The sequence below is a fragment of the Parerythrobacter aurantius genome (genome assembly GCF_045291475.1).
GTDB classification, from domain to species: domain Bacteria; phylum Pseudomonadota; class Alphaproteobacteria; order Sphingomonadales; family Sphingomonadaceae; genus Parerythrobacter; species Parerythrobacter aurantius.
The window spans coordinates 1,847,787-1,874,180 of sequence record NZ_CP147985.1; the positions used below are offsets into that span (position 1 = coordinate 1,847,787).

Below are 26,394 nucleotides of genomic sequence, written 5' to 3' on the forward strand. Positions count from 1 at the left end.
GCACTGTCCGCGCAGGTAAATTGGGTGCCAAGCCCGCTGCGAAAGATGCTGACCCGCTGGGCGGCCAGGGACCGGCTAGGGCTTCCCACCCATCCGTTTGTAGCGCGTCTTGCCGTAGCGGTCCTTGCGCGTGCCGGGGCGTCCCGCATCGCTTCGCCCGACCAACGGGGCCTTCTTCTCGCCATCGGGGATGCCGAGTTCGTCGGCTTCGAGCCGCCTGATCTCGTCCCTGAGCCGCCCAGCCTCTTCGAACTCCAGGTTCGCTGCCGCATTGCGCATGCGCTTTTCGAGGTCTTCGATGTAGGCGCGCAGGTTGTGGCCGACGAGGTTGTTGCGCTCTTCGTCGCCGGTGTCGACGACCACCCCGTCGCGGCTGGCGGCGTGGGCGACGATGTCGGCAATGTCGCGCCGGATCGTCTCGGGCGTGATTCCGTGCTCTTCGTTATAGGCGCGCTGCTTCTCGCGGCGGCGGTCGGTTTCCGCCATCGCGCGTTCCATGCTGCCGGTGACGCGGTCGGCATAGAGGATCACCCGGCCATCGACATTGCGCGCGGCGCGGCCGATGGTCTGTACTAGCGAGGTTTCGGAACGCAGGAAGCCTTCCTTGTCGGCATCGAGGATGCAGACAAGGCCGCATTCGGGGATATCGAGCCCTTCGCGCAGCAGGTTGATCCCGATCAGCACGTCATAGACTCCGAGGCGGAGGTCACGGATCAGTTCGATGCGCTCCAGCGTCTCGACGTCGCTATGCATGTAGCGGACCCGCACGCCCGCTTCGTGCATGAACTCGGTCAGGTCCTCGGCCATGCGCTTGGTCAGCGTGGTGACGAGGGTGCGGTAGCCCTTCTTCGCGGTGGCAAGGCATTCCTGGATGCAGTCCTGCACCTGGTCCTCGACCGGCCGGATCTCGACCGGCGGGTCGATCAGCCCGGTGGGGCGAATGACCTGTTCGGCAAACACGCCGCCGGTCTGCTCCATTTCCCAATTGCCGGGCGTGGCGCTGACGGCGAAGGTTTGCGGGCGCATGGCGTCCCACTCGTTGAAGCGCAGCGGGCGGTTGTCGATGCAGCTCGGCAGGCGGAAACCGTATTCGGCCAGCGTCAGCTTGCGGCGATGGTCCCCGCGCGCCATCGCGCCGATCTGCGGCACGGTCTGGTGGCTTTCGTCGACGAACAGCAGCGCGTTCTCGGGCAGGTATTCGAACAGCGTCGGCGGCGGTTCGCCCGGGAGCCGGCCGGTAAGGAAGCGGCTGTAGTTCTCGATGCCGGCGCAAGATCCGGTGGCGGCGATCATCTCCAGGTCGAAATTGGTGCGCTGTTCCAGCCGCTGGGCTTCGAGCAACCGGCCCTCGGCATGGAGTTCCTTGAGGCGTTCCTCAAGCTCGAACTTGATGGCGGCGCTGGCCTGTTTCATCGTCGGCCCAGGCGTGACGTAGTGCGAATTGGCATAAACCCGCACCTTGTCGAGGCTTTCGCCCTTCTTGCCCGTCAGCGGGTCGAATTCGGCAATTTCCTCGATCTCGTCGCCGAAGAAGCTGACGCGCCAGGCGGTGTCTTCGAGATGGCTCGGGAAGATTTCCAAATTGTCGCCGCGCACGCGGAAATTGCCGCGCGCGAAGGCGGCATCGTTGCGCTTGTACTGCAGCGCGACGAGCTTGCGGATGATCTCGCGCTGGTCCTCGCTCGCGCCTTTCTTCAGGTCGAAGATCATCGCCGAATAGGTTTCGACCGAGCCGATGCCGTACAGGCAGCTGACCGAGGCAACGATGATCACGTCGTCGCGTTCGAGCAAGGCTCGGGTGGCCGAATGGCGCATCCGGTCGATCGCCTCGTTCACCGAGCTTTCCTTTTCGATGTAGGTGTCGCTGCGGGGCACGTAGGCCTCGGGCTGGTAGTAGTCGTAATAGCTGACGAAATACTCGACCGCGTTGTTGGGGAAGAAGCTCTTGAACTCGCCATAGAGCTGTGCGGCGAGGATCTTGTTGGGGGCCAGCACCAGCGCCGGGCGCTGCAGCGTCTCGATCACCTTGGCCATGGTAAAGGTCTTGCCGCTGCCGGTCACGCCCAGCAGCACCTGCGTCTGCTCTCCGTCGCGCGCGCCCGCCACCAGTTCCGCGATCGCCGTCGGCTGGTCGCCCGAAGGCTCGTACTCGCTGACCAGTTCGAAGCGCTTGCCCGGCAGCGACTTCTCGGGCCGCGCGGGGCGATGGGGGACGAAATTGTCGCCGGTCTCGGGCTCGTCCAGCCCGCGCCTGATTACCAGTTCAGCCATGGCGGTACATATGGAGAACCTGTGGCGAGCGCACAAGGACCGCAATTGCGGATGTTACAGCTTGACCGGTTTTCATCTGCGCCGGAGGCTCTATCCTGTCGCGCGCAGGCCATGAGGGAGACGGGTGATGGGCAGGTTGGGTGTTCTTGCAGTCTTGGCGGCCGCCGCTGTCGGGGCGTGCAGTGGCGGCAGCGACGAAGCGGACGCCGCGGCGACAGCTGCCGCGAATGCCGATGCTTTCAGGCCGCAGCCGGGCCTTTACCGGATAACCGTCGATGCCGGCGAGATGATGGGCATGGCCGATATGGGCAATGCGATGTTCAGCGAGCAGACCTACTGCCTGACCGAGCAGCAGGCCGCCGGCGGCTTCCGCGAAGCACTGGCACAGAACCCGGGCGGCGAATGCAGTTACGAGAAATTCGAGCTGGCAGGCAGCAGGATCGATGCGGTGCTGGTGTGCAGCGTCCAGGGTATGACGATGCGGATGGAGCAGAAGGGCACGGCCACCCCGACCTCGTCCGATCTCGACATCACGATGAAGATGTCGCTGCCCGGCATGGGCGAACAGGTAACCACCGCCAATGTGAAGCATGAGCGGATCGGGGATTGTCCGCAATGACCCTGGTCGTTCGAATGCTGGCCTTCACTGCCCTGGGCGGCTTGCTGGGCGGATGCAGTGACAAGGCGGAGATCGGGGACGACGAGATCATGGCGCAGGCGCGAACGCTGACGAACCCGGCGGCAGGTCTCTACGAGGAAACCACCCGGATCCTCTCGGCCGAAGTGCCCGGCGCCCCGCCTGCCCAGGCCGACCGCCTGCGCGACGAATTGTCCGGGTTGAAGCCTAATACCGCGCGCCGCTGCATCACGGCCGAACAGGCCGGGGCCGGATTCGACCGGGTGCTGCGGGAAATGGGGGAGGGCATCAACGGCATGGCCTGCCGCTTCACCCGCTTCGAAGCCAGCGCGCCCCGGATGAAGGCTTTCCTGTCGTGCAGCGGGCCGGACGACGCCGCAGCCGGGCTCGCCATGGCAGGCACGACGTCGGCGGAAGGCTTCGACGTGACCATGGACCTCGATGCGCAAGGAGCGGGGATCGCCGGCGGGGCGATGAAGATGCGCATGCAGGTCATGTCCAGGCGGATCGGCGATTGCCCGGTCCCGGGCAGCGCGGAGCCTCCGCCCTCCGACTGACGCGGATTGGCCTTGCATCCGGCGGAACCGGGGCACATCATGACAGTTCCATGACCATGCGTGCCCCCTCTGCAACAGGACTGCCGATCCCGCTCGACCGGGTGGAGATCGCCCGCAGGCTCCAGCTCGCGCGCGAGCCGGAGGCGGAGACCATTCCGCGGCCGCATTTGCGCTATCTTCTCGGCGAGCTGCAAGCGGTGACCTATCCCCTTCGCCGCCTCTACGCCCGCAAGGTCCGCGGTTACGCCCTGCCCCGGACGCGCAGGCCCCGGACCGTGATGGTTCTGCCCGGCTTTGCCACCCATCCCACGAGGATGCGGTATTTCGCCCGGACGCTGGAAGAGGCCGGGCATACCGTCAAGCGCTGGGGACTGGGGTTCAACTGGGGGCCGACGGAAGAGAATTTCGCCCTGCTCGAGGGGCGGTTGCTTGACCTGCATCAGCGGGCGGGGGAGCCGGTAGTCCTCGTCGGCTGGAGCCTCGGCGGGCTATTCGCGCGCGAGCTGGCTAAGGCGCATCCCGAGGCCGTGGCCAAGGTCATCACCATGGGGACGCCGTTCTCCTTCTCGCCGCGCGCCAACAATGCCTGGCGGATATACCAGTTCGTGGCCGGACACAGCGTCGAAGCACCGCCTGTCGGCAAGGACATCGCTGCAAAGCCGCCGGTCGAAACCGTCGCGCTGTGGAGTGCCAACGACGGGGTGGTCCACCCGCGGGCTGCGCGCGGCAAGCCCGGGGAACGGGATCGCGCCATTGCCCTGCGCTGCCGACATATGGGATTTGCCCATTCCCACGAAGCCATCGAAGCTGTTGCGCGGGAACTCGAACGCGGTTAGCCGTTTGTGTGGGAGAGACGGGGGCGCAAGCCGCCGCGTTTTCCTTTGGGGATTGCATGCCGGACGGGGATGGGTGTTTCGACGAGAGAAGCGACCGGGCAGGAGCGATCCGTCCCGCCTACCGCGACTATGACGCCTGGTTCCAGGCGCAGGACAATGGCTACCTGCGGCGCAAGCATCTGGAAGCCGAAGGACAGTTCCGCCGCACCGGCATAACCTTCAACGTCTATGGCGAGGATGAGGCCGAAGAACGGCTGATCCCGTTCGACATGGTCCCGCGTATCGTCACCTCGGCCGAATGGCGGCGCCTGAGCCGCGGCATCGAGCAGCGGGTGCGGGCGATCAACGCTTTCCTGTACGATCTCTATCACCGGCAAGAGATCATCCGCGCAGGCCGTATTCCCGAGCGGCTGTTCCGCAACAATGCCGCCTGGTTGCCGCAAATGGTCGGCTTCACGCCGCCCGGGGGCGTCTATACGCACATCGTCGGCATCGACCTGGTTCGCACCGGGCCGGACGAATTCTATGTCCTCGAAGACAATGCCCGCACGCCCAGCGGCGTATCCTACATGCTGGAAAATCGCGAAACCATGATGGCGATGTTTCCGGAACTGTTCACCCGGATCGGGGTGGAGCAGGTGTCGAACTATCCCCGCAGGCTGGCGAAGAGCCTTGCCGATTGTGCCCCTGACTGTGCCGGCGGGAAGCCGGTCGTGGCGGTGCTGACACCCGGAATATACAACAGCGCCTATTTCGAACACGCCTTCCTCGCCGACCAGATGGGCGCCGAACTGGTCGAGGGAAGCGACCTGCGCGTGGTGGACGGGCGCGTCGCCATGCGCACGACCCGCGGCTTCAAGCCGGTCGACGTGATCTACCGCCGCGTGGACGACGATTATCTCGACCCCCTGACCTTCGTGCCTTCCAGCGTCCTTGGGGTTCCCGGAATCATGGACGTCTATCGCGCCGGGCGCGTGACTATTGCCAACGCCCCCGGGACGGGCATTGCGGACGACAAGGCGATCTACAGCTTCATGCCCGAGATCGTCGAGTTCTACACCGGCGAAAAGGCCCTCTTGCCGAACGTAGAGACATGGCGCTGCGCGGACAAGGACAGTCTGAAATACGTGCTCGACAATCTGGCCGAACTCGTGGTGAAGGAAGTCCATGGTTCGGGCGGATACGGGATGCTGATCGGCCCGACCTCGTCGAAGCGCGAGATTGCCGCCTTCCGCAAGAAGCTGGAGGCCAATCCGGCCAATTACATCGCCCAGCCGACGCTGGCGCTGTCAACCTGCCCGATCTTCACCAAACAGGGCCTCGCCCCGCGCCATGTGGACCTGCGCCCCTTCGTCCTCGTCTCGCCCGACCATATCGATATCACGCCGGGCGGACTGACGAGGGTGGCGCTGAAAAAGGGATCGCTGGTCGTCAATTCGAGCCAGGGCGGCGGCACCAAGGATACCTGGGTGCTCAAGGAATGAAGGGCGGGCCGACACCATGCTAGGCCGCACGGCAAACAGCCTGTTCTGGATGTTCCGCTATCTCGAGCGGGCGGAAAACACGGCGCGCATCCTGCAGGCGGGCCTGCGCATGGCCGTCACGCGAGATATTGCGGCTGCCGAGGCGGAATGGCGCTCGATCATCCAGACCACGGGCCGCAAGGAAGCCTACGAACAGCACAACGGCACCTACACCGGCATCCAGGCGTGGAACTTCATCCTGCGCGACAGGGGCAACCCCTCGACGGTCAAGGACATGATGGATGCTGTGCGCAACAATGCCCGCGCCTCGCGCAATGCGATAAGCGGGGAATTGTGGGAGGTCGTCAACGAAAGCTGGATGCTCGTCTGCGACCTGCTGGCGCGACCTGTGACCCAGCAGCAGGTCGGTCATGTGCTGGCCGCCATCCGCCGTGCCGGGACGCTGGCCCACGGAGCGCTGGCCGGCAGCATGCTGCGCAACGAGGGGTATCATTTCGCCCGCGCGGGCACCTTCGTGGAGCGCGCCGACAGCACTGCCCGCATCCTCGACATCAAGTATTACCTGCTGCTGCCTTCGCTGTCCTATGTCGGCTCCAGCCTCGATACGGGGCAGTGGGAGAACATCCTGCGCTCGGTATCCGGATATCGCGCCTACAGCTGGCTCAATGCCGGCCAGATCGAACCTCGCGGCATTGCCCAGTTTCTGGTGCTCGACCGGCGGTTTCCGCGCAGCCTTGCCTTCTGCCACGAGGCCCTTTGCGAGGAACTGAACGCGCTGGCCCGCCTGCACGGCGGTGAGGGGACGTGCCACGATCTGATGCGCCGGTCCGATGCGCAGCTGGCCGACCTCACCGTCGACCGCATCTTCGATCAGGGGATGCACCAGTTCCTGGTCGAGTTCATGGCCACCAATGCCGAAATCGCTGCGGCGATCGGCACCGACTACAGGTTCCTTGCCTGATGCGCCTCGATGTCCGCCACACGACCCGCTACAGTTTCACCGAGCCTGCCCTGCATGGGCTGCAGCGCCTGCGATTGACGCCCAAATCGACCCAGGGCCAGAAGGTGGTGACCTGGTCCATGCGGTTCGAGAATGCCCGGGAGGAATTCTCCTACGAAGACCAGCATTTCAACACGGTCACGATCGCATCGGTCGCGGAAGCGGCGCGCCATGTGGTGATCGAATGCACGGGCACGGTCGAGACCGAGGACAAGGCCGGCATCATCGGGCGGCATTCGGGTCACCTGCCGCTCTGGAGTTTCCTGGGCCAGACCGCCCTGACCCGGCCGGGACCGCGCCTGCGCGCCTTCCTGCGCGAGCTGGGCGGCGACCGCAGCGACCGGCTCGACTGGCTGCATCGCCTGTCGTCGGCGGTCCGCGAGGCCGTGCCATATTCCATCGGGGTCACGGGCGTCCAGACCACTGCGGAGCAGGCGCTGGAGCAGGCTGGCGGGGTGTGCCAGGATCATGCCCACGTCTTCCTCGCCGCAGCGCGCATGGTTGATGTGCCGGCCCGGTACGTCAGCGGCTACCTGATGATGAACGACAGGGTCGAACAGGATGCCACCCATGCATGGGTGGAGGCGCATGTCGATGGCCTCGGCTGGGTCGGCTTCGACATTTCCAACGGGATCAGCCCGGACCGGCGCTATGTCAGGGTGGCCACTGGCCGGGACTACCGCGATGCGGCACCGGTTGCCGGTGTCAGCCTGGGCGGCAGACAGGCGGGGATGGAGGTCGAGGTGGCGGTGGCGCAACAGCCGTCCGGTCAGTAGGGACAGCGACCGCAGCCGGATTCGAGGGAAGGGGATCGATGACCTATTGCGTGGGCATGGTGCTGGACCGGGGCCTGGTACTGATGAGCGATACCCGGACCAATTCGGGCGTCGACAATATCTCCACCTTCCGCAAGATGTTCCACTGGACGGTGCCGGGCGAACGGGTGATCACGATCCTTTCGGCCGGCAATCTCGCCACCACCCAGGCTGTCGTCAGCCAGCTGGAAGAACGCAGCAAGTCGCCCGATCTCAGGGCCAATTCGCTGCTCGGCATGCCGACCATGTTCACGATCGCGACCGAGATCGGGCGGTTGCTGCGCGACACCATCGACACGCGCCAGAAAGCCAATGGCGATGCGGCGCGCACCCGCTTCACGGCATCGATGATCCTTGCCGGGCAGATCGCCGGCATGGAACCGCGGCTGTTTCTTGTTTATCCCGAGGGCAACTTTATCGAAGCGAGCAGCGACACGCCTTTCTTCCAGATCGGCGAGCTCAAGTACGGGCGGCCGATCATCCTTCGCGCCTACGATCGCAGCATGAGTTTCGAAGACGCGGTCAAGCTGTTGATGGTAAGCTTCGATTCGACGCTGAAGGCCAACCTTTCGGTCGGAATGCCGCTCGACCTGATGGTGATCGAACGCGACCGGTTCGAACCCACCCATACGCGCAGGATCACCGCCGAGGACCCGTTCTTCCAGGAAGTGTCGTCGCGCTGGGGCGACGCCTTGAAGTCCGCCTTCCAGTCCCTGCCGGCATTCAGGTTCGACGAATAGGGGATTGTCCCTAGATATTGTCCCTATCCGCACAATTGCGGATGGCAAAAACAAGCGGGAATGGTCGGAAACGGATTGAAATCCGGCACATCTTGCCGAATGTAAAATAGTTTCCGGATGTCCGAATTGGTCCGTTTCAGTGGTGAACTTCCTTAGTCCGCCAAAAAAGTCATGCGAAGACAGTGGGCATGACCGAACGCATCACCCTTCATTGCATCGACGGTGACAGCCGCGTTCGCGCGGAACTCGCCAGTGCGACCTTCGCTGCCGGCCACCATGCGGAGGTCTATTCCTCCCTTGCCGAACTCGCCGAGCGCATTCCCCGCCAGGGCATCGTGCTGGCCCGCGACGATCCCGGGGGAAGGGGTTTCTCCGAAACCATCCGCGAACTCGACGACCTCGGCATCTGGCTGCCTCTCGTGGCTGCCGACGACCGGCCGACGACGGGGCGGATCGTCGCTGCCATGAAAGCGGGCGCGCTGGACTACCTGCTGCTGCCGGCGACGCCCGACAGCCTCACAGCGATGATCGTGCGGATTGCGAGAGAAGCGGAAAGGGCCGCCGCCGACCGGAAGCGACGGATCGAGGCGCGCGGGCGGATCGCCGCACTGTCCAACCGGGAACGCGAGGTGCTCGACTGGTTGTCGGAAGGAAGCAGCAACAAGGTTATCGCCCGGGAACTTGCGATCAGCCCGCGCACGGTCGAAATCCACCGGGCCAACATGATGCACAAGCTCGGGGCGCGGCATACGGCCGAAGCCGTCAGGTTGCGACTGGAAGCCCAGATCGACCCGCGGCCGCCCGCCTGACCGTGCAAACGCCTAGCGGCAGAAGCTCGACTGGCTCCGCTCGAGATGGAAATGGTCGCGGTGGGCGGCATTGTATTCCGGCCCCAGCACTGTGCCGAAACGCTTGCAGGCACTCTGCTGCACGACCCGCAGGAATTCGCGCTCCTTCGCGTCCCCGTCCTTCCAGTCGGTGAGGACGCTGACCCTCCGGCCGTCTTCCAGCACGAAGGCCGCGATATCGACCGCTTCGGCCCGCGCATGGGCGGACCGGCGCGAAGACCCGGCGACATTGCGGCACGCATAGCTGCCCATGGTCTCGATGCGCCGCAACGGGCTGCCGAGGATCTGGCGGGCCGCGCGGTCGACGCCGAAGCGGGCCCAGCCGCTCAGCGCCTCTGCGAGGGGGCAGGTGACCGGTCCGAGATTGGCCAGTTCGAGCGTCGACCGGTCGCCGGCGAGCGCCTGCAAGGTCACCGCATTGAGCGCGGAGCAACCGGCGCCGTAATACTTGTCGGGCAGGGCATCGAAACGCGAGCCGGTGGCGCTGAGCTGGCTCAGGCATTGCTGCCCCTGCGGGCTCGTCACCACGGCCTGGGTGCGTGCAGGTGCTCGCGTTTCCCGGCTCGCCTGGCTGCCTTGGGGCAACAGGCTGCCGCAGGCCGCGAGGGCGGGGGCGAGGAGCAGGAGGAGGGTGGCCGTGCGCATGGGCGCACTTTCCCCCTATATGGTTAACCGTTCCCTAATGGCGCCGGCATCCGGCCTCAGGGTGCGTCGACCTGTTCCCACAGTTCGATCTTGATGCCGTCGGGATCGAGCAGCCAGGCGAACTTGCCATAGCCCTCGTCCGAAAACCCCAGCACTTCGATGCCCTTGGCCTGCAATTGCTCGACCATGCCGGCGCAATCGTCGACCCGCAGGTTGATCATGAAACCGCCCTTGCCGGGCTGGATGTACTGGTCGTCGGAAAAATGGCTGACCAGCGAATATGGCTGCGCGCCCAGTTCTTCCGACCAGTGCAATTGCGGCCCGTATTCGCCCTCGATCCCGAGGATGTCGCGATACCATGCGCGGGTCGCTGCGGGATCCTTCACGACGTAGAACACGCCGCCCAAACCGGTCACCTTCGCCATTGCCTCACCTCCTATTGGTCGCCAGCGACACCAGCCAGATCGCCGCCCACGAGGCGACGAAGCCGGGCAGGATCTCGTAGACGCCGGGGCCGCCCATGAAGGCGCTGTTCCAGCCGAGCGCGATCCATGCGACGACGACGCCTGCCCCGGTCACCAGCCCGGCCAGCGCCCCGGCGCCGGTCATCCTGTCCCAGGTCAGGGCCAGCACGATCAGCGGTCCGAAGGCCGCGCCGAAACCCGCCCAGGCGTTGGAGACCAGCCCCAGCACCTCGCTGTCGGGGTCGCCGGCAATGGCAATGGCGACGAGAGCCACCGCGAACACACTCAGCCGTCCGATATTCACTGCCTCGCGTTCGCTCGCCTGCTTGCGCAGGAACAGGCGGTAGAAATCTTCCGTCAGGCTGCTCGAGGCGACCAGTAGTTGCGAACTGATCGTGCTCATCACCGCTGCCAGCAGCGCGGCGAGCAGGAAGCCGGTCACGACCGAATGGAACAGGGTTTCGGCAAGGACGATGAAGATCGTCTCGGGATCGTCCAGCACCAACCCGTTGCGCTCGATATAGGCCCGTCCGGCGAGACCGACCCCGATGGCGCCGAGCAGGCAGACCCCCATCCAGCCCATCCCGATCGCGCGCGCGGCAGGCACATCGGCGACACTGCGCAGCGCCATGAAGCGCACGATGATGTGCGGCTGGCCGAAATAGCCCAGGCCCCAGGTGACCGCGCTGAGGAAGCCGATGAAGGTCAGCCCTTGCGTCAGGCTGAGGAATCCTTCCTGCGGCACTGCGGCAATGCTAGCGCCCGACGCGCCGCCCGGCCCGAACATGACGACCAGCGGCATGACGACGAGCGCCGTCACCATGATGAGGCCCTGCACGAAATCGGTCAGGCTGACGGCGAGGAAACCGCCGACCATGGTGTAGGCGAGGACCACGCCTGCCGTGACCCACAGGCCCAGCGTGTAGTCGCTTACCGAAGCGCTGGAGAACAGTGCGGCAAAGCTCGTTTCGAACAGCTTGCCCCCGGCTACCAGCCCAGAGGCGGTGTAGACGCTGAAGAAGGCCACGATGATGACGGCGCTGATGACCCGCAGGGCGACAGCTTGCCCCGGGAACCGGTTGGCGAGGAATTCCGGGATCGTGAGCGCATTGCCCAGTTCCTCGGTCTGCCGGCGCAGCCGCGGGGCGACGACGATCCAGTTGACCAGCGCACCGGCGAACAGGCCGATGCCGATCCACGCCTCCACCAGTCCGGCGGTATAGAGCGCACCGGGCAGGCCGAGCAGCAACCAGCCCGACATGTCGGAGGCTCCGGCGGAAAGCGCCGTGACCGCGGGGCCGAGGTCGCGCCCGCCCAGCAAGTATCCCTCGCTGTCCTGCGACGACTTGCGCCAGGCATAAAGCCCGATGCCGAGCATGAGGACGAAATAGGCGGCAAGCGAAAGGACGGTTCCGGTCTGCATGGGCGAACGGGTAACAGGGGCATCGCCGCTTGGAAACCGCGGGGCGTGGATAAACGAATGGGGCGGACCCCGGGTCATGGGTCCGCCCCTGCGTATGGGGCCCGCCGGCATGGTGGAGGCGTGACGGGCGGGCCCCGGGGAGTTCCAGGCGATTACTCGGCCGTGTCAGCGTCTTCCGCCGGGCTCGGGGCCGTGTCGCCTTCGCCCTGCGCCGATCCTGCGATCAGGGCATTGCCGCTGGCGGAAAACATGCCGGCAGGCAGGGTCCGGACGACGTTGCCCTGCTGCACGACCAGCTGCTGCACCCGTCCGCGGCTGTCGGCCACGACTTCGCGAACCTTGCCGAGCGGGGCGCCATCGGGGGTCATGACGGGCATTCCGGGGGCGACGCTCGCCGTACCGCCCGCGGCACCGGCAGCGCTGCCGGCGACCGCAAGGGGCGTCGCGGCGATCGAGCCCATGGCCGAGCCGGCGGCACTGCCGCTACCGGCGAGACCGGGAAGCGCAGGCGATGGGACTCGCGATGCCGCGCCCTGGGCTGCCGAAGTCGTGCGGGCGGCGGCCCCTTCTGCGATCGAGCGCGCCTGGCCGACAAGGGGCGCCGCGGCACCGGTCACCGCATCGGTGCCGATCAGCTGGGCACCGGCATTGCCCGACGCGCTGCCTTCGCCGCTGGCCGAGCCCGTGAACACGGGCGGGATCGGCAGATCGGCAAGGCTGGCGCTGGACGCATTGGCCGACCCGCTGGCGCTGCGCCGCGCCTCGACGCGGCCGCGACGGGCATCGACGGATTGTTCGCCTTCGGTCGATCCGCGCGCGGTGCTGTCGACCGTGCTGCGCACAGTGCGCGTGGTGGTGTCGACGGTGGAGCCGATGTTGCCGCCGAGCGTGCCGCCCAGCGAGCCGCCGAGCCCGCCGCCGCCGAGCAACTGTGCACTGGCTGCGGACGGAACGAGGGCGAGAAATCCGGCTGCAAGGATGAGCTTCTTCATGTCGTTTCCTTTCGTCTGGTCGCGGGCGAAAGATGCATCGCCCGCTCGGAAGGAAAACGGCCCGGGCCTGAGGTTTAATCCGTCACGCCGTGAAAAATGTCATTTTTTCCGCGCACAGGAACCGCACAGCAGGCCGCGACCATAGGTGGCGTCCGGCCCCTTATTGCCCAGATCCTGCGCTTCTGCATCGAGCCGCGTCCGCCAGTTGCCGCCGCCTGACAATGCCGCGGCAAGGCGCGCGGCGGCCAGCGGCGCAGCGAAGGAGGTCCCGCGCCATCTGACCCGTTTCCCCCGCGCATCGAGCGCATAGACATCGGCGCCCGGCGCTGCATAGTCGAGGTTGAGCGCCCGCCCCGCTTCGATCAGCGCACGGCCACGCGCGTCGACGCCGGTGATGGCCACTACCCCGGGATAGGACGCGGGATAGGCGGGCGGGGCGGCAGGGCCGTCGTTGCCGACCGCGGCGACCACCGTGACGCCCTTGCGCTGCGCCGCCGTTACGGCATTCCCGATCACGGCGTTCTTCGGGCCGACGAGGCTGATGGTGACCACCCTAGTCCCGCTCGCAACCAGCCAGCCGAGCGCCCTGGCAATGGCGAGCGCGTTTCCGCCGGCAGGATCGGCGCCGTAAACGTCGGCCACCCGCACTCGCGCCACCCCTGCAGAGCGCAACAGCGATGCGACCGCGCTGCCATGGTTGGCTGGCTTCGGCGCTCCCTTAGCGAAGCCCCGGGTCGCGGTTGTCGCAATCGCCGCCGATGGCGCGCTGTCGATCACGCCGACCTCTGCGGCAATCGTGGCTGCCTGCATCATGACCAGGAGCGGGGTACCAGTCGCCGCCGGCGACAATCCGGCCGTGCCCGACTGGAAGTGCAGATGGTCGGCCGTAACGTCGGCGCCCGGAGCCAGCCCTCGCGCAAGATTCTCGGCCTTTGCCAGCGGAAGGCCCGCTGGGATCCCGAGGCGGACGACAGCGAGGTCGAGACCTTTGATCTGCTCGGTAGAAAGAACCACGAAGCTGGCCCTGCGAAGAGCGGCGAGGTCGGCTTCGGTCGCGCCCTGCAGCAGCAGCTCGCCGCGCCGGGCGAGGTCTCCTCGTGCGTCGGCCTCGATGGAATCGGGATGGTCGCGCAGCAGCCGGCGCGTGGCCCGGGCGCGCAGGTCGAGCAGGCGCTGCGCCTCGCGGCGCAATTCGGCGTCCGTGCGCTCGAGAATATCGCCGACGCGGTCGCCAACCTCGCCGGTCACGTCAACCGGGTCCGGCAGGCGCACTTGCGGCAGCGCCAGCTGCGCCGCGAGCGGCGGTGCCACCAGCAAGGCGGCAGTCAGGATAGTGGGCAGCAGCAAGCGCATCGGTGTCCCTTTTCGGAAATTCGCATTAAGCCTGGATGAAACGTGCGGTGTCATCCGTTTCATCCATGGAAAGGCACGAAAGCTGAGCCAGACGTTCGAACAGCAGGTGCTTGCGCTGCTGCCGCGCTTGCGGCGGTTTGCGCTCGGCCTCGCGGGTTCGCCGTCGGATGGCGACGATTTGTGTCAGATGACGATCGAACGTGCGCTGACCCGCCGCGAGCAGTGGCAGGAAGGGACGCGCCTCGACAGCTGGATGTACCGGATCATGCGCAATATCCTTATCGACGAGAAACGCAGCAGCGCCCGCCGCGGCCAGACCTTCGTCGACGAGGAAGCCGGATTCGCCGTCGGTGCCGATGGCGCGCAGGAATCGCATGTCGAACTGTCCATGGTCGACCGTGCGCTCCAGCAATTGCCGGCAGAGCAGCGCGAGGCGGTATTGCTGGTGATGGTGGAAGGTTACGCCTACAAGGAAGCGGCGGACATCGTCGGTTGCCCGGTCGGCACGCTCAATTCGCGGCTGGTGCGCGGGCGCGATGCCCTGCTCGAACTACTGGGAGATGCGGCATGAGTACCGATCCCATCATTACCCCCGAGATGATTGCCGCCTATGCCGACGGCGAACTCGATGCGGAACGCGTGGCGATGATGGAAGCCGCCGTTGCCGCCGATCCCGGTATGGCCGATCTCGTCGCCAAGCACAGGGCGCTCAGGGCAAGGTTGTCGGCGAATTTCGCCCCGATGCTGGAGCAGCCGGTACCGAGCAACCTCACTGCATTGCTCCAGCCCGCAAGTGGCGACAGCGGGGTGGCGAGTTTTGCCGCCGCGCGCCAGCGCCGGGGCCTTGCCCCTGTCGTTCGCCGCTGGGCGCCGATTGCCGGACCCGCGCTGGCAGCCTCTCTGGTGCTGGCGATGTGGCAGCCCTGGCAGGGAAGCCGGTCCTCGCCCGGCTATGCTCGAGGCGCGCTTGCCTCCGCGCTCGATACGCAGTTGGTTGCGACGCAGCGTCCCGGCACGCAAACACGGATACTGCTCAGCTTCGAGAATGCGGCCGGCCAATACTGCCGCGCATATCGCGGGGGCGAGAGCGGCGGGATTGCCTGCCGCGACGCTACCGGATGGAAGATCGAACGGGCATTCGGCGTCGAGGCAGCCCAGTCGGGCGAATACCGCCAGGCCGGCAGCGAGAGCGAGATCCTGTCCGCCGCACAGGAGATGGCACAGGGCGGGGCACTGGATGCTGCCGGGGAATCCGCCGCCAGGCAGCAGGGCTGGCGCTAAGTTTGCGTACCGCGCGCTGCTGATGGCATCCGGCGGATATGCAAAGGGGCCGAACCTTCCGGCCGGCCCCTCTGTCGATTTGCGGGCGATGCTGCCTCAGCTATTGGGGATGACCGTCACCTCACCCATGCGGTAGCCCCGCTCGGCCATGTCTTCGATATAGTCGAAGCGTTCGTGCTTCAGTTCCCGGGCGTATTCTTCCCACGCCTCGCGCCGGTCCTCGACATCGCTCGCGTCGCGCAGGTCGCTCACCAGTTCCTTCTGGGCCTCGGTCACATCGATGCGGTAGTCGAACCAGAGGGAGTTCTCGATCCCGGCGATGGGATAGGCGAGGATGAGCTTCTCCTCTTCCTGCGCGAGGACTTCCTCGTACATCATGGGCAGGCTGGCATGTACGGCGCTGCCCGCTCCGAGCAGGGCCAGCGCGAGCATCGACTGGTAGGTTTTCATTGTTGGTCTCCATTTGTCCGGCCACGTCCGATGTGGACCGATCGTATGGCCAACGGACGCCGCGCCCGGTTTAATCCCTCCGAACGCGGATTTTTCGGCCATTGCCAGCACGCCCGCGAGCGGCCATCAATCCGGCCGACGTTATCCGGAGAGGAAATCCGCCATGACCTACGCCAACCGTTTCGCCGGCAAGACAGTGATCGTCACCGGCTCCTCCATGGGCATCGGCGAGGCGATCGCGCGCCGCTTCCATGCCGAGGGGGCCAATGTCGTGATCAACTCGCGCAAACAGGCGGATTGCGACGCGGTGGTGGCGTCGCTGGGCGAGCGGGCCATCGCCGTGCCGGGCGATGTCTCCTCCTCCGCCTTCGCGACCGAAATCGTCGAGAAGACCGTGGCCGCGTTCGGTGGGATCGACGTGCTGGTCAACAACGCCGGGGTCGGCTTCTCCGGCCGGCTGAGCCAGGCGAAGGACGAGGATATCGACCGCATCATCGACATCAACCTCAAGGGCATACTCTACCTGACGCGCGAGGCCTTTCCCCACCTGCTGAGCGCCAAGGGCAACGTCATCAATATCTCCAGCGTATCGGGCCTCGGCGGCGACTGGGGGCTGGGGATCTACAACGCCAGCAAGGGCGGGGTGTGCAACCTTACTCGGGCGATGGCGCTGGAGTTCGGGCGGCAGGGTGTGCGCGCCAACGCCATCTGCCCGTCGATGACCCGTTCCGACATGACCACCGGCGTGACGGAGAACGACGGCGCGCTCAAGATGCTGGCCAACCGCATGCCGCTGGGCCGCCCGGCCGAGCCGGAGGAAATCGCCGGCCCTGTGCTGTTCCTGGCGAGCGATGATGCGGCCTTCGTGAACGGGGTGAACCTGCCGGTCGACGGCGGCGTGACAGCATCGAACGGGCAACCCAACTTCTTCGGCTGAAAACCGCGACGCGGCGGCTCCTGCCATCGTGAAAGTGCTGCGACGCGGCACGTAACGCTGGTCGGCCGACGAATTGCGGGAACCTTATCCCGGGCAAATCTTTTGGAAATCAACGCGCAGGTCGCTGTGCGCCAAATCAATACCCCCAATTGATGAGGAAGATTTCCATGATCCATTATATGAAAACGTCCGTTGCGGCGCTTGCAATCGCGACTTCGGTTTCCGCTGCCGCACAGGATAGCGAAGGTCCCTACTTCGACGGTTTCTATGTGGGCGGGCACATTTCTCTGGACAGCCCCACCAGCAACAATGGCGATGTGACCTTCGACACGAACCGTGACGGCGAATATGGCGATGTCGTGCGTACCACCACTGGCGCCAACGCTTTCGGCCCGGGCTTCTGCGACGGCGCGGCCTTCACGGCCGTGGCTGCCGACGGCTGTGCCAATGACGACGACGACCTCGGCTACGGCATCCGCCTCGGCTATGACACGCGCATCGCTCCGAATTTCGTCGGCGGAATCCTTCTCGAAGGCACCAAGTCGGACATGAGGGACTATACCACAGCCTTCAGCTCGACCCCGGCGAACTACGTGTTCACGCGCGAGCTCGACTATGCGATCTCGGCGCGCGGCCGCCTTGGCTTCTCGCCCGGCGACGGTCGCGGGCTGTTCTATTTGACCGGCGGCGCAAGCTACGCCAAGATGGACCTGGGCTTCTCGACCTCGAACGGCGCGAACTCCTTCACCGTGTCCGATGACGGCGAATGGGTGCTTGGCGGCCAGGTCGGTGGCGGCGCCGAACTCGCCCTCAACCGGAACCTCTCGATCGGGATCGAGTATCTCTACAACTCCTACGATGCAGGGGACGCCTTCGTCGAAGTCGGCCCGGGCACGGCCGGCCCGACCAACCCCTTCCTGCTGGTGTCGGGCGGCACGAACATGCGCCCGGCAGAAACCGACCTCAACTTCCACAGCCTGCGCGCAACGGCGAACTTCCGCTTCTGACGCCGGGATTTTCAGCAAGACCAGAATTGAAAAGGGGCACCCGATCGGGTGCCCCTTTTTGTGCCGGGATTTGGCCGTCAGGCGTCCATGCGCCGCTTCGCCTTCTTGCGCTCGTGCGGATCGAGGATGGCCTTGCGCAGGCGGATGCTCTTGGGCGTGACTTCGACCATTTCGTCGTCGTCGATATAGGCGATGGCCTGTTCCAGCGTCATCACGCGGGGCGGGGTGAGGCGGATGGCATCGTCCTTGCCGGTGCTGCGGAAGTTCGTCAGCTGCTTCGACTTCATCGGGTTGACTTCAAGATCGTCCGGCTTGGCATTCTCGCCGATGATCATGCCCTCGTATATCTTCGCCCCGCCGCCGATGAACAGCTCGCCGCGTTCTTCCAGGCTGTTGAGCGCATAGGGCACCGCCTCGCCCGGAACCATCGAAATCAGCACGCCGTTCTGCCGGCCTTCGATCGGACCCTTGTAGGGGCCGTATTTCTCGAACAGCCGGTTCATGATGCCGGTGCCGCGCGTGTCGGAGAGAAACTCGCCGTGATAGCCGATGAGGCCGCGCGACGGGGCGGAGAAGGTGATGCGGGTCTTGCCCATGCCGCTTGGGCGCATCTCGACCAGTTCGGCCTTGCGGCGCTGCATCTTCTCGACGACCGTTCCCGAGTGTTCGTCGTCGACGTCGATGACGACGGTTTCGTAAGGCTCTGTCCGCTGCCCGCCCTCTTCGCGGAACAGCACGCGCGGCCGGCTGATGCCCAGCTCGAACCCTTCGCGGCGCATGGTTTCGATCAGCACGCCCAGCTGCAATTCGCCGCGCCCGGCGACTTCGAAGCTGTCCTTGTCCTCGCTCTCGGTGACGCGGATGGCGACATTCGTCTCGGCTTCGCGCAGCAGGCGGTCGCGGATCATGCGGCTGGTCACCTTGTCGCCTTCGCGGCCTGCCAGCGGCGAATCGTTCACGGCAAAACGCATGGCCAGCGTCGGCGGGTCGATCGGCTGCGCGGCGATGGGCTCGGTTACCGAGGGATCGGCGACGGTGTTGGCGACGGTCGCCTTCTCCAGACCGGCGAGGGCGATGATGTCGCCTGCCTGCGCGGTATCCACCGGCACACGCTCGAGCCCGCGGAAGCTCATCAGCTTGGTCGCACGACCGGTTTCGATCACCTTGCCGTCGCGGTCGATGGCGTGGATCGGATCGTTGAGCTTGATGGTCCCGGACTGTACCCGCCCGGTCAGGACGCGGCCCATGAAATTGTCGCGGTCGAGCAGGGTCGCAAGGAAGCTGAACTTGCCCGCCGGGTCGAGCCCCGGCGCCGGAACGTGATCGACGATGCGCTGGAACAGGGGGGTCAGGTCGCCGCTGCGGGCATCCTGGTCTTCGCTGGCATAGCCTTCGCGGCCCGATGCATAGAGCACCGGGAAATCGAGCTGCTCGTCGTTCGCGTCGAGACTGACGAACAGGTCGAACACCTCGTCGAGAACTTCCTGCGGGCGGCCGTCGGGACGGTCGATCTTGTTGACGACGACGATGGGCTTGAGGCCCAGCGCCAGCGCCTTGCCGGTGACGAACTTGGTCTGCGGCATCGCGCCTTCGGCGCTGTCGACCAGCAGGATGACGCCGTCGACCATGCTCAGGATCCGCTCCACCTCGGCGCCGAAGTCGGCGTGACCCGGGGTGTCGACGATATTGATGCGGTTGGTCTGACCGCCGTGTTCCCACTCGACGCTGGTGCACTTGGCGAGGATGGTGATCCCGCGCTCTTTCTCGAGGTCGCCCGAATCCATCGCGCGTTCCTCGATGCGCTGGTTTTCGCGGAAGGTACCCGACTGGCGGAACAGCTGGTCGACCAGCGTGGTCTTGCCATGGTCGACGTGGGCGATGATCGCCACGTTGCGAAGATCTGCGGACATGTGGTTTCTCTGCTGGGGAGGGCGCGCCCAATGCTGCGCCGCAACAATTCGAGCGCGCCCCTAGCGGAGCTTTGCGCCTGCGGCAACTGTGTCCGGCTTGCAACAAGCAGCGCGGGAATAGTTTGCCATAGAATGCCGCAACTTGAGAGCGACGCCATCTTTACATATGCGCGGGAAAGACGCGGCCGCACCCCCACTTCCTAAAAACCCCGCAGCCGCTCAAGGAAGAGGAACGCTTTCACATGAAATTCACTGCTTTCGCAGGCGGGGCTTCATCGCGCGCCGCTACGGCTCGCCTGGCTTTGCTGGCCGGTGCTGCCACGGTCGCTCTCGCTCCTTCCGTCGCCTTCGCGCAGGATGCCGAGGCGCCGGCCGACGATACCGAGGTTGTCGAGGAAAACGTCATCGTCGTCACCGCCACCAAGCGTGAGCAGACGTTGCAGGAAACCCCGATTTCGGTTTCCGTGACCAGCGGCGAAACGCTCGAGCAGGCCCAGATCCGCGACGTGCTCGACCTGCAGACGGTTGCTCCCTCGCTGCGCGTCAGCCAGCTGCAGAACTCGTCGTCCTCGACCTTCATCATCCGCGGCTTCGGCAACGGCGACAACAACTTCGGCATCGAACCGTCGGTCGGCGTGTTCATCGACGGCGTGTTCCGTTCGCGCTCGGCCTCGTCGCTCAACGACCTCGCCAATGTGCAGCGCATCGAAGTGCTGAACGGGCCGCAGTCGACCCTGTTCGGCAAAAACGCATCCGCCGGTGTGATCTCGGTCGTGACCCGGGCGCCGCAGTTCCAGTTCGGCGGCTCAATCGAAGCCGGCTATGGCGAATTCAACGACATCCGGGTGAAGGGCGACATCACCGGCCCGATCACCGACACGATCGCTTTCGCCCTCGACGGCAGCTACAACAAGCGCGACGGCTATGGCCGCATCGTGAACCTCGACGAGGAGGTCAACGACCGCAACCGTTACACCGCGCGCGGCCAGTTGCTGTTCGAACCGTCCGACAGCCTGCGCATCCGCGCGATTGCCGACTACGGCAAGATCGACGAAAGCTGCTGCGTCGTCAGCACGCTGATCGCGGGCCCGACCGCACCGGCCGTGTTCGGCGTGGGCGGCGCGCTCAGCACCGATTTCTTCAGCTACGACACCTTCCTCAACCAGGTTCCGGTGAACGAAGTCGAAAACTACGGCGGCTCGATCCAGGGCGATCTCGAGTTCGGCGCGCTGACGCTGACCTCGATCACCGCCTATCGCGAATTGAAGAACTTCGTCGACCAGGACGTCGACTTCACCAGCGCCGACATCGTGCGTGAAGTGCGCGACCAAAAGGTCGAAACCTTCACCCAGGAACTGCGCATCACCTCGGACTTCGACGGTCCGTTCAACTTCCTGCTCGGTGGTTTCTTCTTCGACGAAACCGTGACGCAGGACAGCGCGCTCAGCACCGGTGCCGCTGCCCGGCCGTTCTTCACCCTGCTGGCGCGTGCCGCCACGCGAAACCCGGCCTTCACCTTCAACGGGGTGGAAGCCGGTCTCGGCCTGCCGCAGAACAGCATCTTCTCGGCCGGCGCGCTGACCAGCGAAGTCTATTCGATGGATAACACCTCGTGGTCGGTCTTCGGTACGGTCGACTTCGAACCGGTCGATGGCCTCGTCTTCACCGGCGGCTTCAACTACACGAAGGACAAGAAGGACTTCGCGCTGCAGGGCACGGCCTTCGACGAGCTGGCCAACATCAACCTGGTCGATGCCTTCATCACCGGCGCGACCGGTGGCACGGTTCGTACCCGCCAGCAGTTCCTCGGCCTGCCGGTCCTGACGCAGCAGGCCCTGGCGGCCGCGGCGACCAACCCGACCGTCAACCCGCTGCTGGGCCTCAGCGCGTTCCAGTTCCAGCCGCCGTTCCTGACCATCCCCAACGCGGTGGAAGACGGTAAGACCCGGGACGACGACCTGAGCTACACGCTGCGTGTCGCCTACCAGTTCAACGACAGCATCAACGCCTATTTCAGCTATGCCACCGGCTTCAAGGCAAGCTCGATCAACCTGTCGCGCGACAGCCGTCCGGCTTTCGGGGACTTCATCCCCGGCCCGGGCCGTTCGACCTTCCTGGCCCCGGCATCGCCGATCACCAACGGCGGTCTCAACGTCGCCAACCTGACGACCGGTTCGCGCTTCGCCGGACCGGAAGAGGCCGAGGTGTGGGAACTGGGCGTCAAGGGTCAGTGGGACGGTCTGAACGTCAACCTGGCGCTGTTCGACCAGACGCTGCAGGGCTTCCAGTCGTTCCTGTTCACCGGCACGGGCTTCCAGCTCAACAACGCCGGCGAACAGTCGGTCAAGGGTATCGAACTCGACACCCGTATCCAGCCGAGCGACGGTCTCGTCTTCACCTTCGCCATGACCTACCTCGATCCGCTGTTCGACAGCTTCACCGACAGCCCGGTCGGCGATCTGTCGGGCCTGCGGCCGGGCGGCATCCCCGAATTCAACATCGCCACCTCGGCGACCTATACCCATGAATTCGGCGACAGCGGCAACCGCCTCATCACCCGCGTGGACTACAGCCACGAAAGCAACACCGACATCAACAACGGCTTGCCGACCTTCAATGCGGCGCTGGGCAATACCCAGATCTTCCGCCGCGAAGTGAACCTGGTGAACGCTTCGATGACGCTGGCGCTCGACAGCGGTCTGGAGCTGGGCGTGTGGGCGCGTAACCTGCTCGACGACCAGTACATCCTCACTGTCTTCGACGGTGTGGCCCAGTCGGGCACGGTGTCGGGCTACCCGAGCTCACCGCGCACCTGGGGTGGCCTCGTCCGCTTCAAGTTCTGACAACCGGATCGTCACGGCCCGCTCCAGGGGATGGAGCGGGCAACGACCACAGGGGAAGGGGGCCGTCGGCCCCCTTTTTCTTTTGTCTTCAGCACTTTCGTCTTGCCACTGCGGTCGAGGCAGTGCCAGTATTGCCAAACTGCAACTGGACGGGGGGATCGATCAGTGAATTACTATGCCGGATTCTGGATTCGCGTGGCGGCTTATCTGATCGATATCGTCGTGCTCTACATCGCCCAGTTTGCCATCTTCGCAGTCCTTGGCGTCAGTCTTTTTGCCAGCGGCTCGCTCGAGAGCGGTGCCAGCGACGTATTCGCGACGACCGGAGGCACGCTGGCGTACCTGGTCACGCTGGTTGGTACCATTCTCTATTACGTGCTGATGGAAAGTTCCGAACGCCAAGGCACGCTCGGCAAGATCGCGCTCGGCCTGATCGTCACCGACAGCGCCGGCAACCGTATCTCGGCGGCGCGGGCCACGGGGCGCTACTTCGCCAAGATCGTTTCCGCCATGATACTGCTGATCGGTTTCATCATGGTCGCCTTCACGGAACGCAAGCAGGGCTTGCACGACCTGATGGCCGGAACCCTCGTGCTGAAGGCGCGCCCAGGCGAAGTCGGGCTCGACACGCTGAACCAGACTTTCGGCTGAGGGCGGCTAGAGCGTCCTGAGCGCCTGCGCCGGCTTCGCCCGCAACAGCGGCAGCGAGCCGGCCAGCGCGAAGGCGACCACCAGCGCGAGGCCTGCGCCGAGTACTGCGAGTACTGTCGGCCAGTCGGGTAGCCAGTCGAATTCGAACAGCTGCGTAATGACGAGCCAGGCGAGCCCGCTGCCGATGGCGAGCGCGACCACCGCCAGCACCGCCGCCAGCAGCAGGTATTCGACCAGCTGCATGGTCAGGATCTGCCCACGGCTGGCGCCGAGCACTCGCAGAACAACCGTGTCGTAGGTTCGCGCCGCCCGCGCCGCTGCAATGGCGCCCAGCAGCACCGCCAGGCCGGCCAGAACCGCCACCGACGCGGCCGCCAGCGTGGCGATGCCGACCTGCGACAGGATCGTGCGGGCCTGAACCAGCACCTGCCCGACTTCGATCACCGAGCTGGAAGGAAAGGCCTGCACCAGCTCGCGCAGCAGTGGCCCGGTGGGGGTGTCGCCCCTGAACTCGATCGTCGCGGCATAGTTGTGCGGAGCGTCGGATATGGCGTTGGGGCTGAACACCAGCACGTAGTTGAACCCCATGCTTTCCCAGTCGATCTGGCGGGTGGAGGCTACGCGCACGGTGCGTTCCACCCCGAGCAATGCGATGGTCAGGTAATCGCCGACCTCGAGGCCGATGGCCTGCGCGAATTCGTCGTCGACCGATACCAGCGGTTCGCCGTCGTAGAAGCGGCCCCACCATTCCCCGCTGACGAGCGAATTGCCTTGGGGGATTTCGTCGGCATAGGTCAGGCCCCGCTCGCCGCGCAGCGCCCAGGCGCCATCTGGGATTTCCTCCAGGTCGGCGACGCGGGTCATGTTGTCCCTGGGCCCATAGGCGATGATCGAGCCGCGCATGGCGGGCAGGGCGCGTATCATGGCCTTGTCGTCCTGCGTCCAGACGATCTGCTCGAACTCGCCGACCCGGTCGCGCGGGATGTCGAGGACGAAGTAGTCCGGCGCCTCCTGCGGCACGCGGCTCTGGATATTGCCGTCGATCGAGGTCTGGATCGCGGCCAGAAGCACGAAGGCACTGAGGCCGAAACCGAGCGCGGTCACCAACGCACCGGTGGAGGTGCCGGGGCGGCTGAGGTTGGCAAGCGCGTTGCGGACCAAAGGATTGGCCGGTCGACCCACCTTGGTAGAGGCCTTGCGGATCGCCCAGCCGAGCAGGGCCAGCACCGCCAGCATCGCTGCCGCGCCGCCGAGGAAGCCCGCCGCCAGCAACGGCTGGCGCGAAGTCAGTAGGGCGAGCGCGATAATGCCGGCCAGCCCGCCGCCGACCCACAGCAGCGCCGCCCGGTCCCTCGCCAGCGGCGTCACCCGGGCGCGCATCAGCGCCATGGCAGGGTAATGGCGTGCCCTCAGCAAGGGCGTGGCAGCGAAGACCAGCGCCACCAGCAGTCCGTATCCGCTCGCCAGAAGCAGCGCGAGCGGCTCGATGGTGAAGCCGCTCTGGACCGGCAGCAGGCCCTGCAAGGCGACACCGAGGACGGGCGTGACCGCTAGCCCGACAATCAGACCCGCAACGCTGCCGACGAGGGCCGCCAGCCCGATTTGCAGGGCATAGATGCGGGCAATGTCGCCACTGGTTGCCCCCAACACCTTGAGCGTCGCAATGCTCGATCGCCGGGCTTCGAGATAGGACGAAACCCCGCCGCCGATGCCGATCCCGGCAATGACCAGCGCGGCGAGCCCCACCAGCGTGAGGAATTCGCCCATCCGTCCCACGAAGCGGTCGGCCCCGGGACTGGCCCGGTCCCGGTCGCGGAAGTCGAAGCCGCCCAGCGGGAAGCGCTGCTTCAGCTGCTCCTGCACCGCCTCGGGATCGGTCGCGGGGTTGGCGAAGGCGATCCGGGTCTTGGACTGGTACATCGCGCCGGGCTGGATCAGTCCCGCGTCATAGGGCGCCTGCAGATTGGTAATAACGGTAGGCCCAAGCTGGAAGCCTTCGGAAAGCTTGTCGGGCTCGTCTCTGATGATGCCTGCAGCCTTCAGCGTCAGCGTGCCGAGTTCGAAACTGTCGCCGACCTTCATGTCGAGCCGGTCCATCGCCCCCTGGCCGACCCAAGCCTCGCCCGCCTGCGGCGGTCCGACGCTGCGGCCGTCGGTCAGCGTCAGCGTGCCGTAGAGCGGATAATTGTCCTCGACCGCTTTCAGCCCTACCGGAGCGGTCCGCTCGCCGCGCCGGGCGACAACCTGCATACGGGTGCCTTGCGATACCTCGCCCAGCGCCTTCAGCGCGGCGAGTTCCTCGTCATTGGGGCTGCGCTGCCAGATCTCGACCTCGAGGTCGCCGCCCAGCAGTTCCTGTCCGCGATTGGCGAGTTCCTGTTCGATCGCTGCGGTCAGCGTCCCGATCGCGGCGAGCGCCCCGGTGCCGAGAAACAGGCACACCAGCAGCAGCCGCAGCCCCTTGAAGCGCAGCGAGAGTTCGCGCCGCGCCAGTGTCCACGCCGTGCCCCAAGAAAGCGACTGGCTCATGCGGCGGTGTCGCTCGCAATCCTGCCGTCGGCGAGGGTGATGATCCGGTCGCAGCGTTCGGCGAGGCTCGGATCATGGGTAATGATGACCAGCGTCGCCCCGGTTTCCGCACGGCGGGCGAACAGCATGTCGATGATCTCCGCGCCGGTCGCGGCGTCGAGGTTGCCCGTCGGCTCGTCAGCGAAGATCAGCGTCGGGCGCGGCGCTGTGGCGCGGGCGATGGCGACGCGTTGTTGCTCGCCGCCCGATAGCTGGGTGGGGTAATGGTCGAGCCGGTGACCGAGGCCCACCGCCTCGAGCTCGGCCCGGGCGCGGGATTGCACGTCGCCGTCGCCAGCCAGTTCCATCGGGGTCGCGACGTTTTCCGTGGCTGTCATTGTCGGCAGCAGGTGGAAGGCCTGCAGCACGATGCCGATGCGGCCCCGGCGTGCGCGGGCGAGACCATCCTCGTCCATGGCAGCAAAATCCGCGCCGGCAACCTGGAGCGTGCCGGAGGTCGCGCGTTCCAGTCCGGAGAGCACCGCCATCAGCGAACTCTTGCCCGACCCCGACGGACCTAGCAGCGCGAGGACTTCACCTGTCTTCACGTCGAGATCGATGCCTTTCAGGATCTCGACCGGATGCTTGTCCTGTCCGAGGGTGAGCCTGAGCTGGCGGGCGGAAATGGCGAATTCCTCGGGACCCGGGACGGGGGAGGGTGCGTTGGGGGTTTCGGTCACAA

The 26,394-nt window shown here is 65.7% G+C and carries 24 protein-coding genes; 14 read left to right on the forward strand and 10 right to left on the reverse strand.

What is annotated here, in order from left to right; genetic code table 11:
- Window positions 1–75: 75 nt before the first annotated feature.
- Window positions 76–2,271, reverse strand: coding sequence for an excinuclease ABC subunit UvrB (gene uvrB / locus WAB17_RS09160; RefSeq protein WP_435417052.1), 2,196 nt, complete (start codon window positions 2,269–2,271; stop codon window positions 76–78).
- Between the two features lie 127 nt (window positions 2,272–2,398).
- Here uvrB and WAB17_RS09165 point away from each other — a divergent pair, with 127 nt between their 5' ends.
- The 8 genes from WAB17_RS09165 to WAB17_RS09200 all read left to right on the forward strand — a co-directional run bounded on the left by WAB17_RS09165 (window position 2,399) and on the right by WAB17_RS09200 (window position 9,149).
- On the forward strand, window positions 2,399–2,890 hold the full coding sequence (locus WAB17_RS09165; protein ID WP_435417053.1) for a DUF3617 domain-containing protein: 492 nt from the start codon (window positions 2,399–2,401) through the stop codon (window positions 2,888–2,890).
- A complete protein-coding gene (locus tag WAB17_RS09170; RefSeq protein WP_435417054.1) occupies window positions 2,887–3,465 on the forward strand; it encodes a DUF3617 family protein in 579 nt (192 codons plus the stop codon). The genes WAB17_RS09165 and WAB17_RS09170 overlap by 4 nt, the downstream gene beginning before the upstream one ends.
- Window positions 3,466–3,515: 50 nt before the next feature.
- Complete coding sequence (locus tag WAB17_RS09175; protein ID WP_435417055.1) at window positions 3,516–4,301, forward strand: esterase/lipase family protein; 786 nt, start codon at window positions 3,516–3,518, stop codon at window positions 4,299–4,301.
- Window positions 4,302–4,357: 56 nt separating this feature from the next.
- Complete coding sequence (locus WAB17_RS09180) at window positions 4,358–5,785, forward strand: circularly permuted type 2 ATP-grasp protein (protein WP_435417056.1); 1,428 nt, start codon at window positions 4,358–4,360, stop codon at window positions 5,783–5,785.
- A 16-nt stretch (window positions 5,786–5,801) separates the two neighbouring features.
- On the forward strand, window positions 5,802–6,746 hold the full coding sequence (locus tag WAB17_RS09185) for an alpha-E domain-containing protein (RefSeq protein WP_435417057.1): 945 nt from the start codon (window positions 5,802–5,804) through the stop codon (window positions 6,744–6,746).
- The gene (locus tag WAB17_RS09190; protein ID WP_435417058.1) at window positions 6,746–7,561 is read left to right on the forward strand and encodes a transglutaminase family protein; all 816 of its coding nucleotides are present in this window, start codon (window positions 6,746–6,748) and stop codon (window positions 7,559–7,561) included. The genes WAB17_RS09185 and WAB17_RS09190 overlap by 1 nt, the downstream gene beginning before the upstream one ends.
- Before the next feature lie 38 nt (window positions 7,562–7,599).
- Complete coding sequence (locus WAB17_RS09195; protein WP_435417059.1) at window positions 7,600–8,340, forward strand: peptidase; 741 nt, start codon at window positions 7,600–7,602, stop codon at window positions 8,338–8,340.
- Between the two features lie 188 nt (window positions 8,341–8,528).
- Complete coding sequence (locus WAB17_RS09200) at window positions 8,529–9,149, forward strand: response regulator transcription factor (protein ID WP_435417060.1); 621 nt, start codon at window positions 8,529–8,531, stop codon at window positions 9,147–9,149.
- Window positions 9,150–9,161: 12 nt separating this feature from the next.
- Here WAB17_RS09200 and WAB17_RS09205 read toward each other — a convergent pair whose 3' ends face one another.
- From WAB17_RS09205 to WAB17_RS09225, 5 genes are all read right to left on the reverse strand, one after another.
- Window positions 9,162–9,833: an extensin family protein gene (locus WAB17_RS09205; RefSeq protein WP_435417061.1), complete on the reverse strand. Its 672-nt coding sequence runs from the start codon at window positions 9,831–9,833 to the stop codon at window positions 9,162–9,164.
- Between the two features lie 56 nt (window positions 9,834–9,889).
- Window positions 9,890–10,258: a VOC family protein gene (locus WAB17_RS09210; RefSeq protein WP_435417062.1), complete on the reverse strand. Its 369-nt coding sequence runs from the start codon at window positions 10,256–10,258 to the stop codon at window positions 9,890–9,892.
- 4 nt (window positions 10,259–10,262) lie between these two features.
- Window positions 10,263–11,720 carry a sodium/proline symporter PutP gene (gene putP / locus WAB17_RS09215; RefSeq protein WP_435417063.1) on the reverse strand — a complete coding sequence of 486 codons (1,458 nt, stop codon included), beginning with the start codon at window positions 11,718–11,720 and terminating at the stop codon, window positions 10,263–10,265.
- Window positions 11,721–11,872: 152 nt separating this feature from the next.
- On the reverse strand, window positions 11,873–12,712 hold the full coding sequence (locus WAB17_RS09220) for a hypothetical protein (protein ID WP_435417064.1): 840 nt from the start codon (window positions 12,710–12,712) through the stop codon (window positions 11,873–11,875).
- Window positions 12,713–12,811: 99 nt separating this feature from the next.
- Window positions 12,812–14,065: a S8 family serine peptidase gene (locus WAB17_RS09225; protein WP_435417065.1), complete on the reverse strand. Its 1,254-nt coding sequence runs from the start codon at window positions 14,063–14,065 to the stop codon at window positions 12,812–12,814.
- Between the two features lie 82 nt (window positions 14,066–14,147).
- On the opposite strand from WAB17_RS09225, the gene WAB17_RS09230 reads away from it, so the two are divergent.
- Together WAB17_RS09230 and WAB17_RS09235 are read left to right on the forward strand one after the other, a co-directional pair.
- The gene (locus tag WAB17_RS09230) at window positions 14,148–14,636 is read left to right on the forward strand and encodes an RNA polymerase sigma factor (protein ID WP_435419365.1); all 489 of its coding nucleotides are present in this window, start codon (window positions 14,148–14,150) and stop codon (window positions 14,634–14,636) included.
- Window positions 14,633–15,346, forward strand: a complete 714-nt coding sequence (locus WAB17_RS09235) for an anti-sigma factor family protein (protein WP_435417066.1) — start codon at window positions 14,633–14,635, stop codon at window positions 15,344–15,346. The genes WAB17_RS09230 and WAB17_RS09235 overlap by 4 nt, the downstream gene beginning before the upstream one ends.
- 96 nt (window positions 15,347–15,442) lie before the next feature.
- On the opposite strand, the gene WAB17_RS09240 is transcribed toward WAB17_RS09235, so the two are convergent.
- Window positions 15,443–15,796 (reverse strand): hypothetical protein, encoded by a 354-nt coding sequence (locus tag WAB17_RS09240; RefSeq protein WP_435417067.1) that lies wholly within the window; start codon window positions 15,794–15,796, stop codon window positions 15,443–15,445.
- 163 nt (window positions 15,797–15,959) lie between these two features.
- Between WAB17_RS09240 and WAB17_RS09245 the strand changes: the two genes are divergently transcribed.
- Window positions 15,960–16,733: an SDR family NAD(P)-dependent oxidoreductase gene (locus tag WAB17_RS09245; protein ID WP_435417068.1), complete on the forward strand. Its 774-nt coding sequence runs from the start codon at window positions 15,960–15,962 to the stop codon at window positions 16,731–16,733.
- Window positions 16,734–16,912: 179 nt separating this feature from the next.
- A complete protein-coding gene (locus WAB17_RS09250; protein ID WP_435417069.1) occupies window positions 16,913–17,740 on the forward strand; it encodes an outer membrane protein in 828 nt (275 codons plus the stop codon).
- Between the two features lie 77 nt (window positions 17,741–17,817).
- Here the strand turns inward: WAB17_RS09250 and typA are convergent, their stop codons facing one another.
- On the reverse strand, window positions 17,818–19,650 hold the full coding sequence (typA, locus tag WAB17_RS09255) for a translational GTPase TypA (protein WP_435417070.1): 1,833 nt from the start codon (window positions 19,648–19,650) through the stop codon (window positions 17,818–17,820).
- A 242-nt stretch (window positions 19,651–19,892) separates the two neighbouring features.
- Between typA and WAB17_RS09260 the strand changes: the two genes are divergently transcribed.
- On the forward strand, window positions 19,893–22,493 hold the full coding sequence (locus WAB17_RS09260) for a TonB-dependent receptor (protein WP_435417071.1): 2,601 nt from the start codon (window positions 19,893–19,895) through the stop codon (window positions 22,491–22,493).
- A 165-nt stretch (window positions 22,494–22,658) separates the two neighbouring features.
- A complete protein-coding gene (locus WAB17_RS09265) occupies window positions 22,659–23,144 on the forward strand; it encodes an RDD family protein (protein WP_435417072.1) in 486 nt (161 codons plus the stop codon).
- Window positions 23,145–23,150: 6 nt separating this feature from the next.
- Here the strand turns inward: WAB17_RS09265 and WAB17_RS09270 are convergent, their stop codons facing one another.
- A complete protein-coding gene (locus WAB17_RS09270) occupies window positions 23,151–25,673 on the reverse strand; it encodes an ABC transporter permease (protein ID WP_435417073.1) in 2,523 nt (840 codons plus the stop codon).
- Complete coding sequence (locus WAB17_RS09275; RefSeq protein WP_435417074.1) at window positions 25,670–26,392, reverse strand: ABC transporter ATP-binding protein; 723 nt, start codon at window positions 26,390–26,392, stop codon at window positions 25,670–25,672. Before WAB17_RS09275 ends, WAB17_RS09270 begins: the two co-directional genes overlap by 4 nt.
- Between the last annotated feature and the right edge of the window lie 2 nt (window positions 26,393–26,394).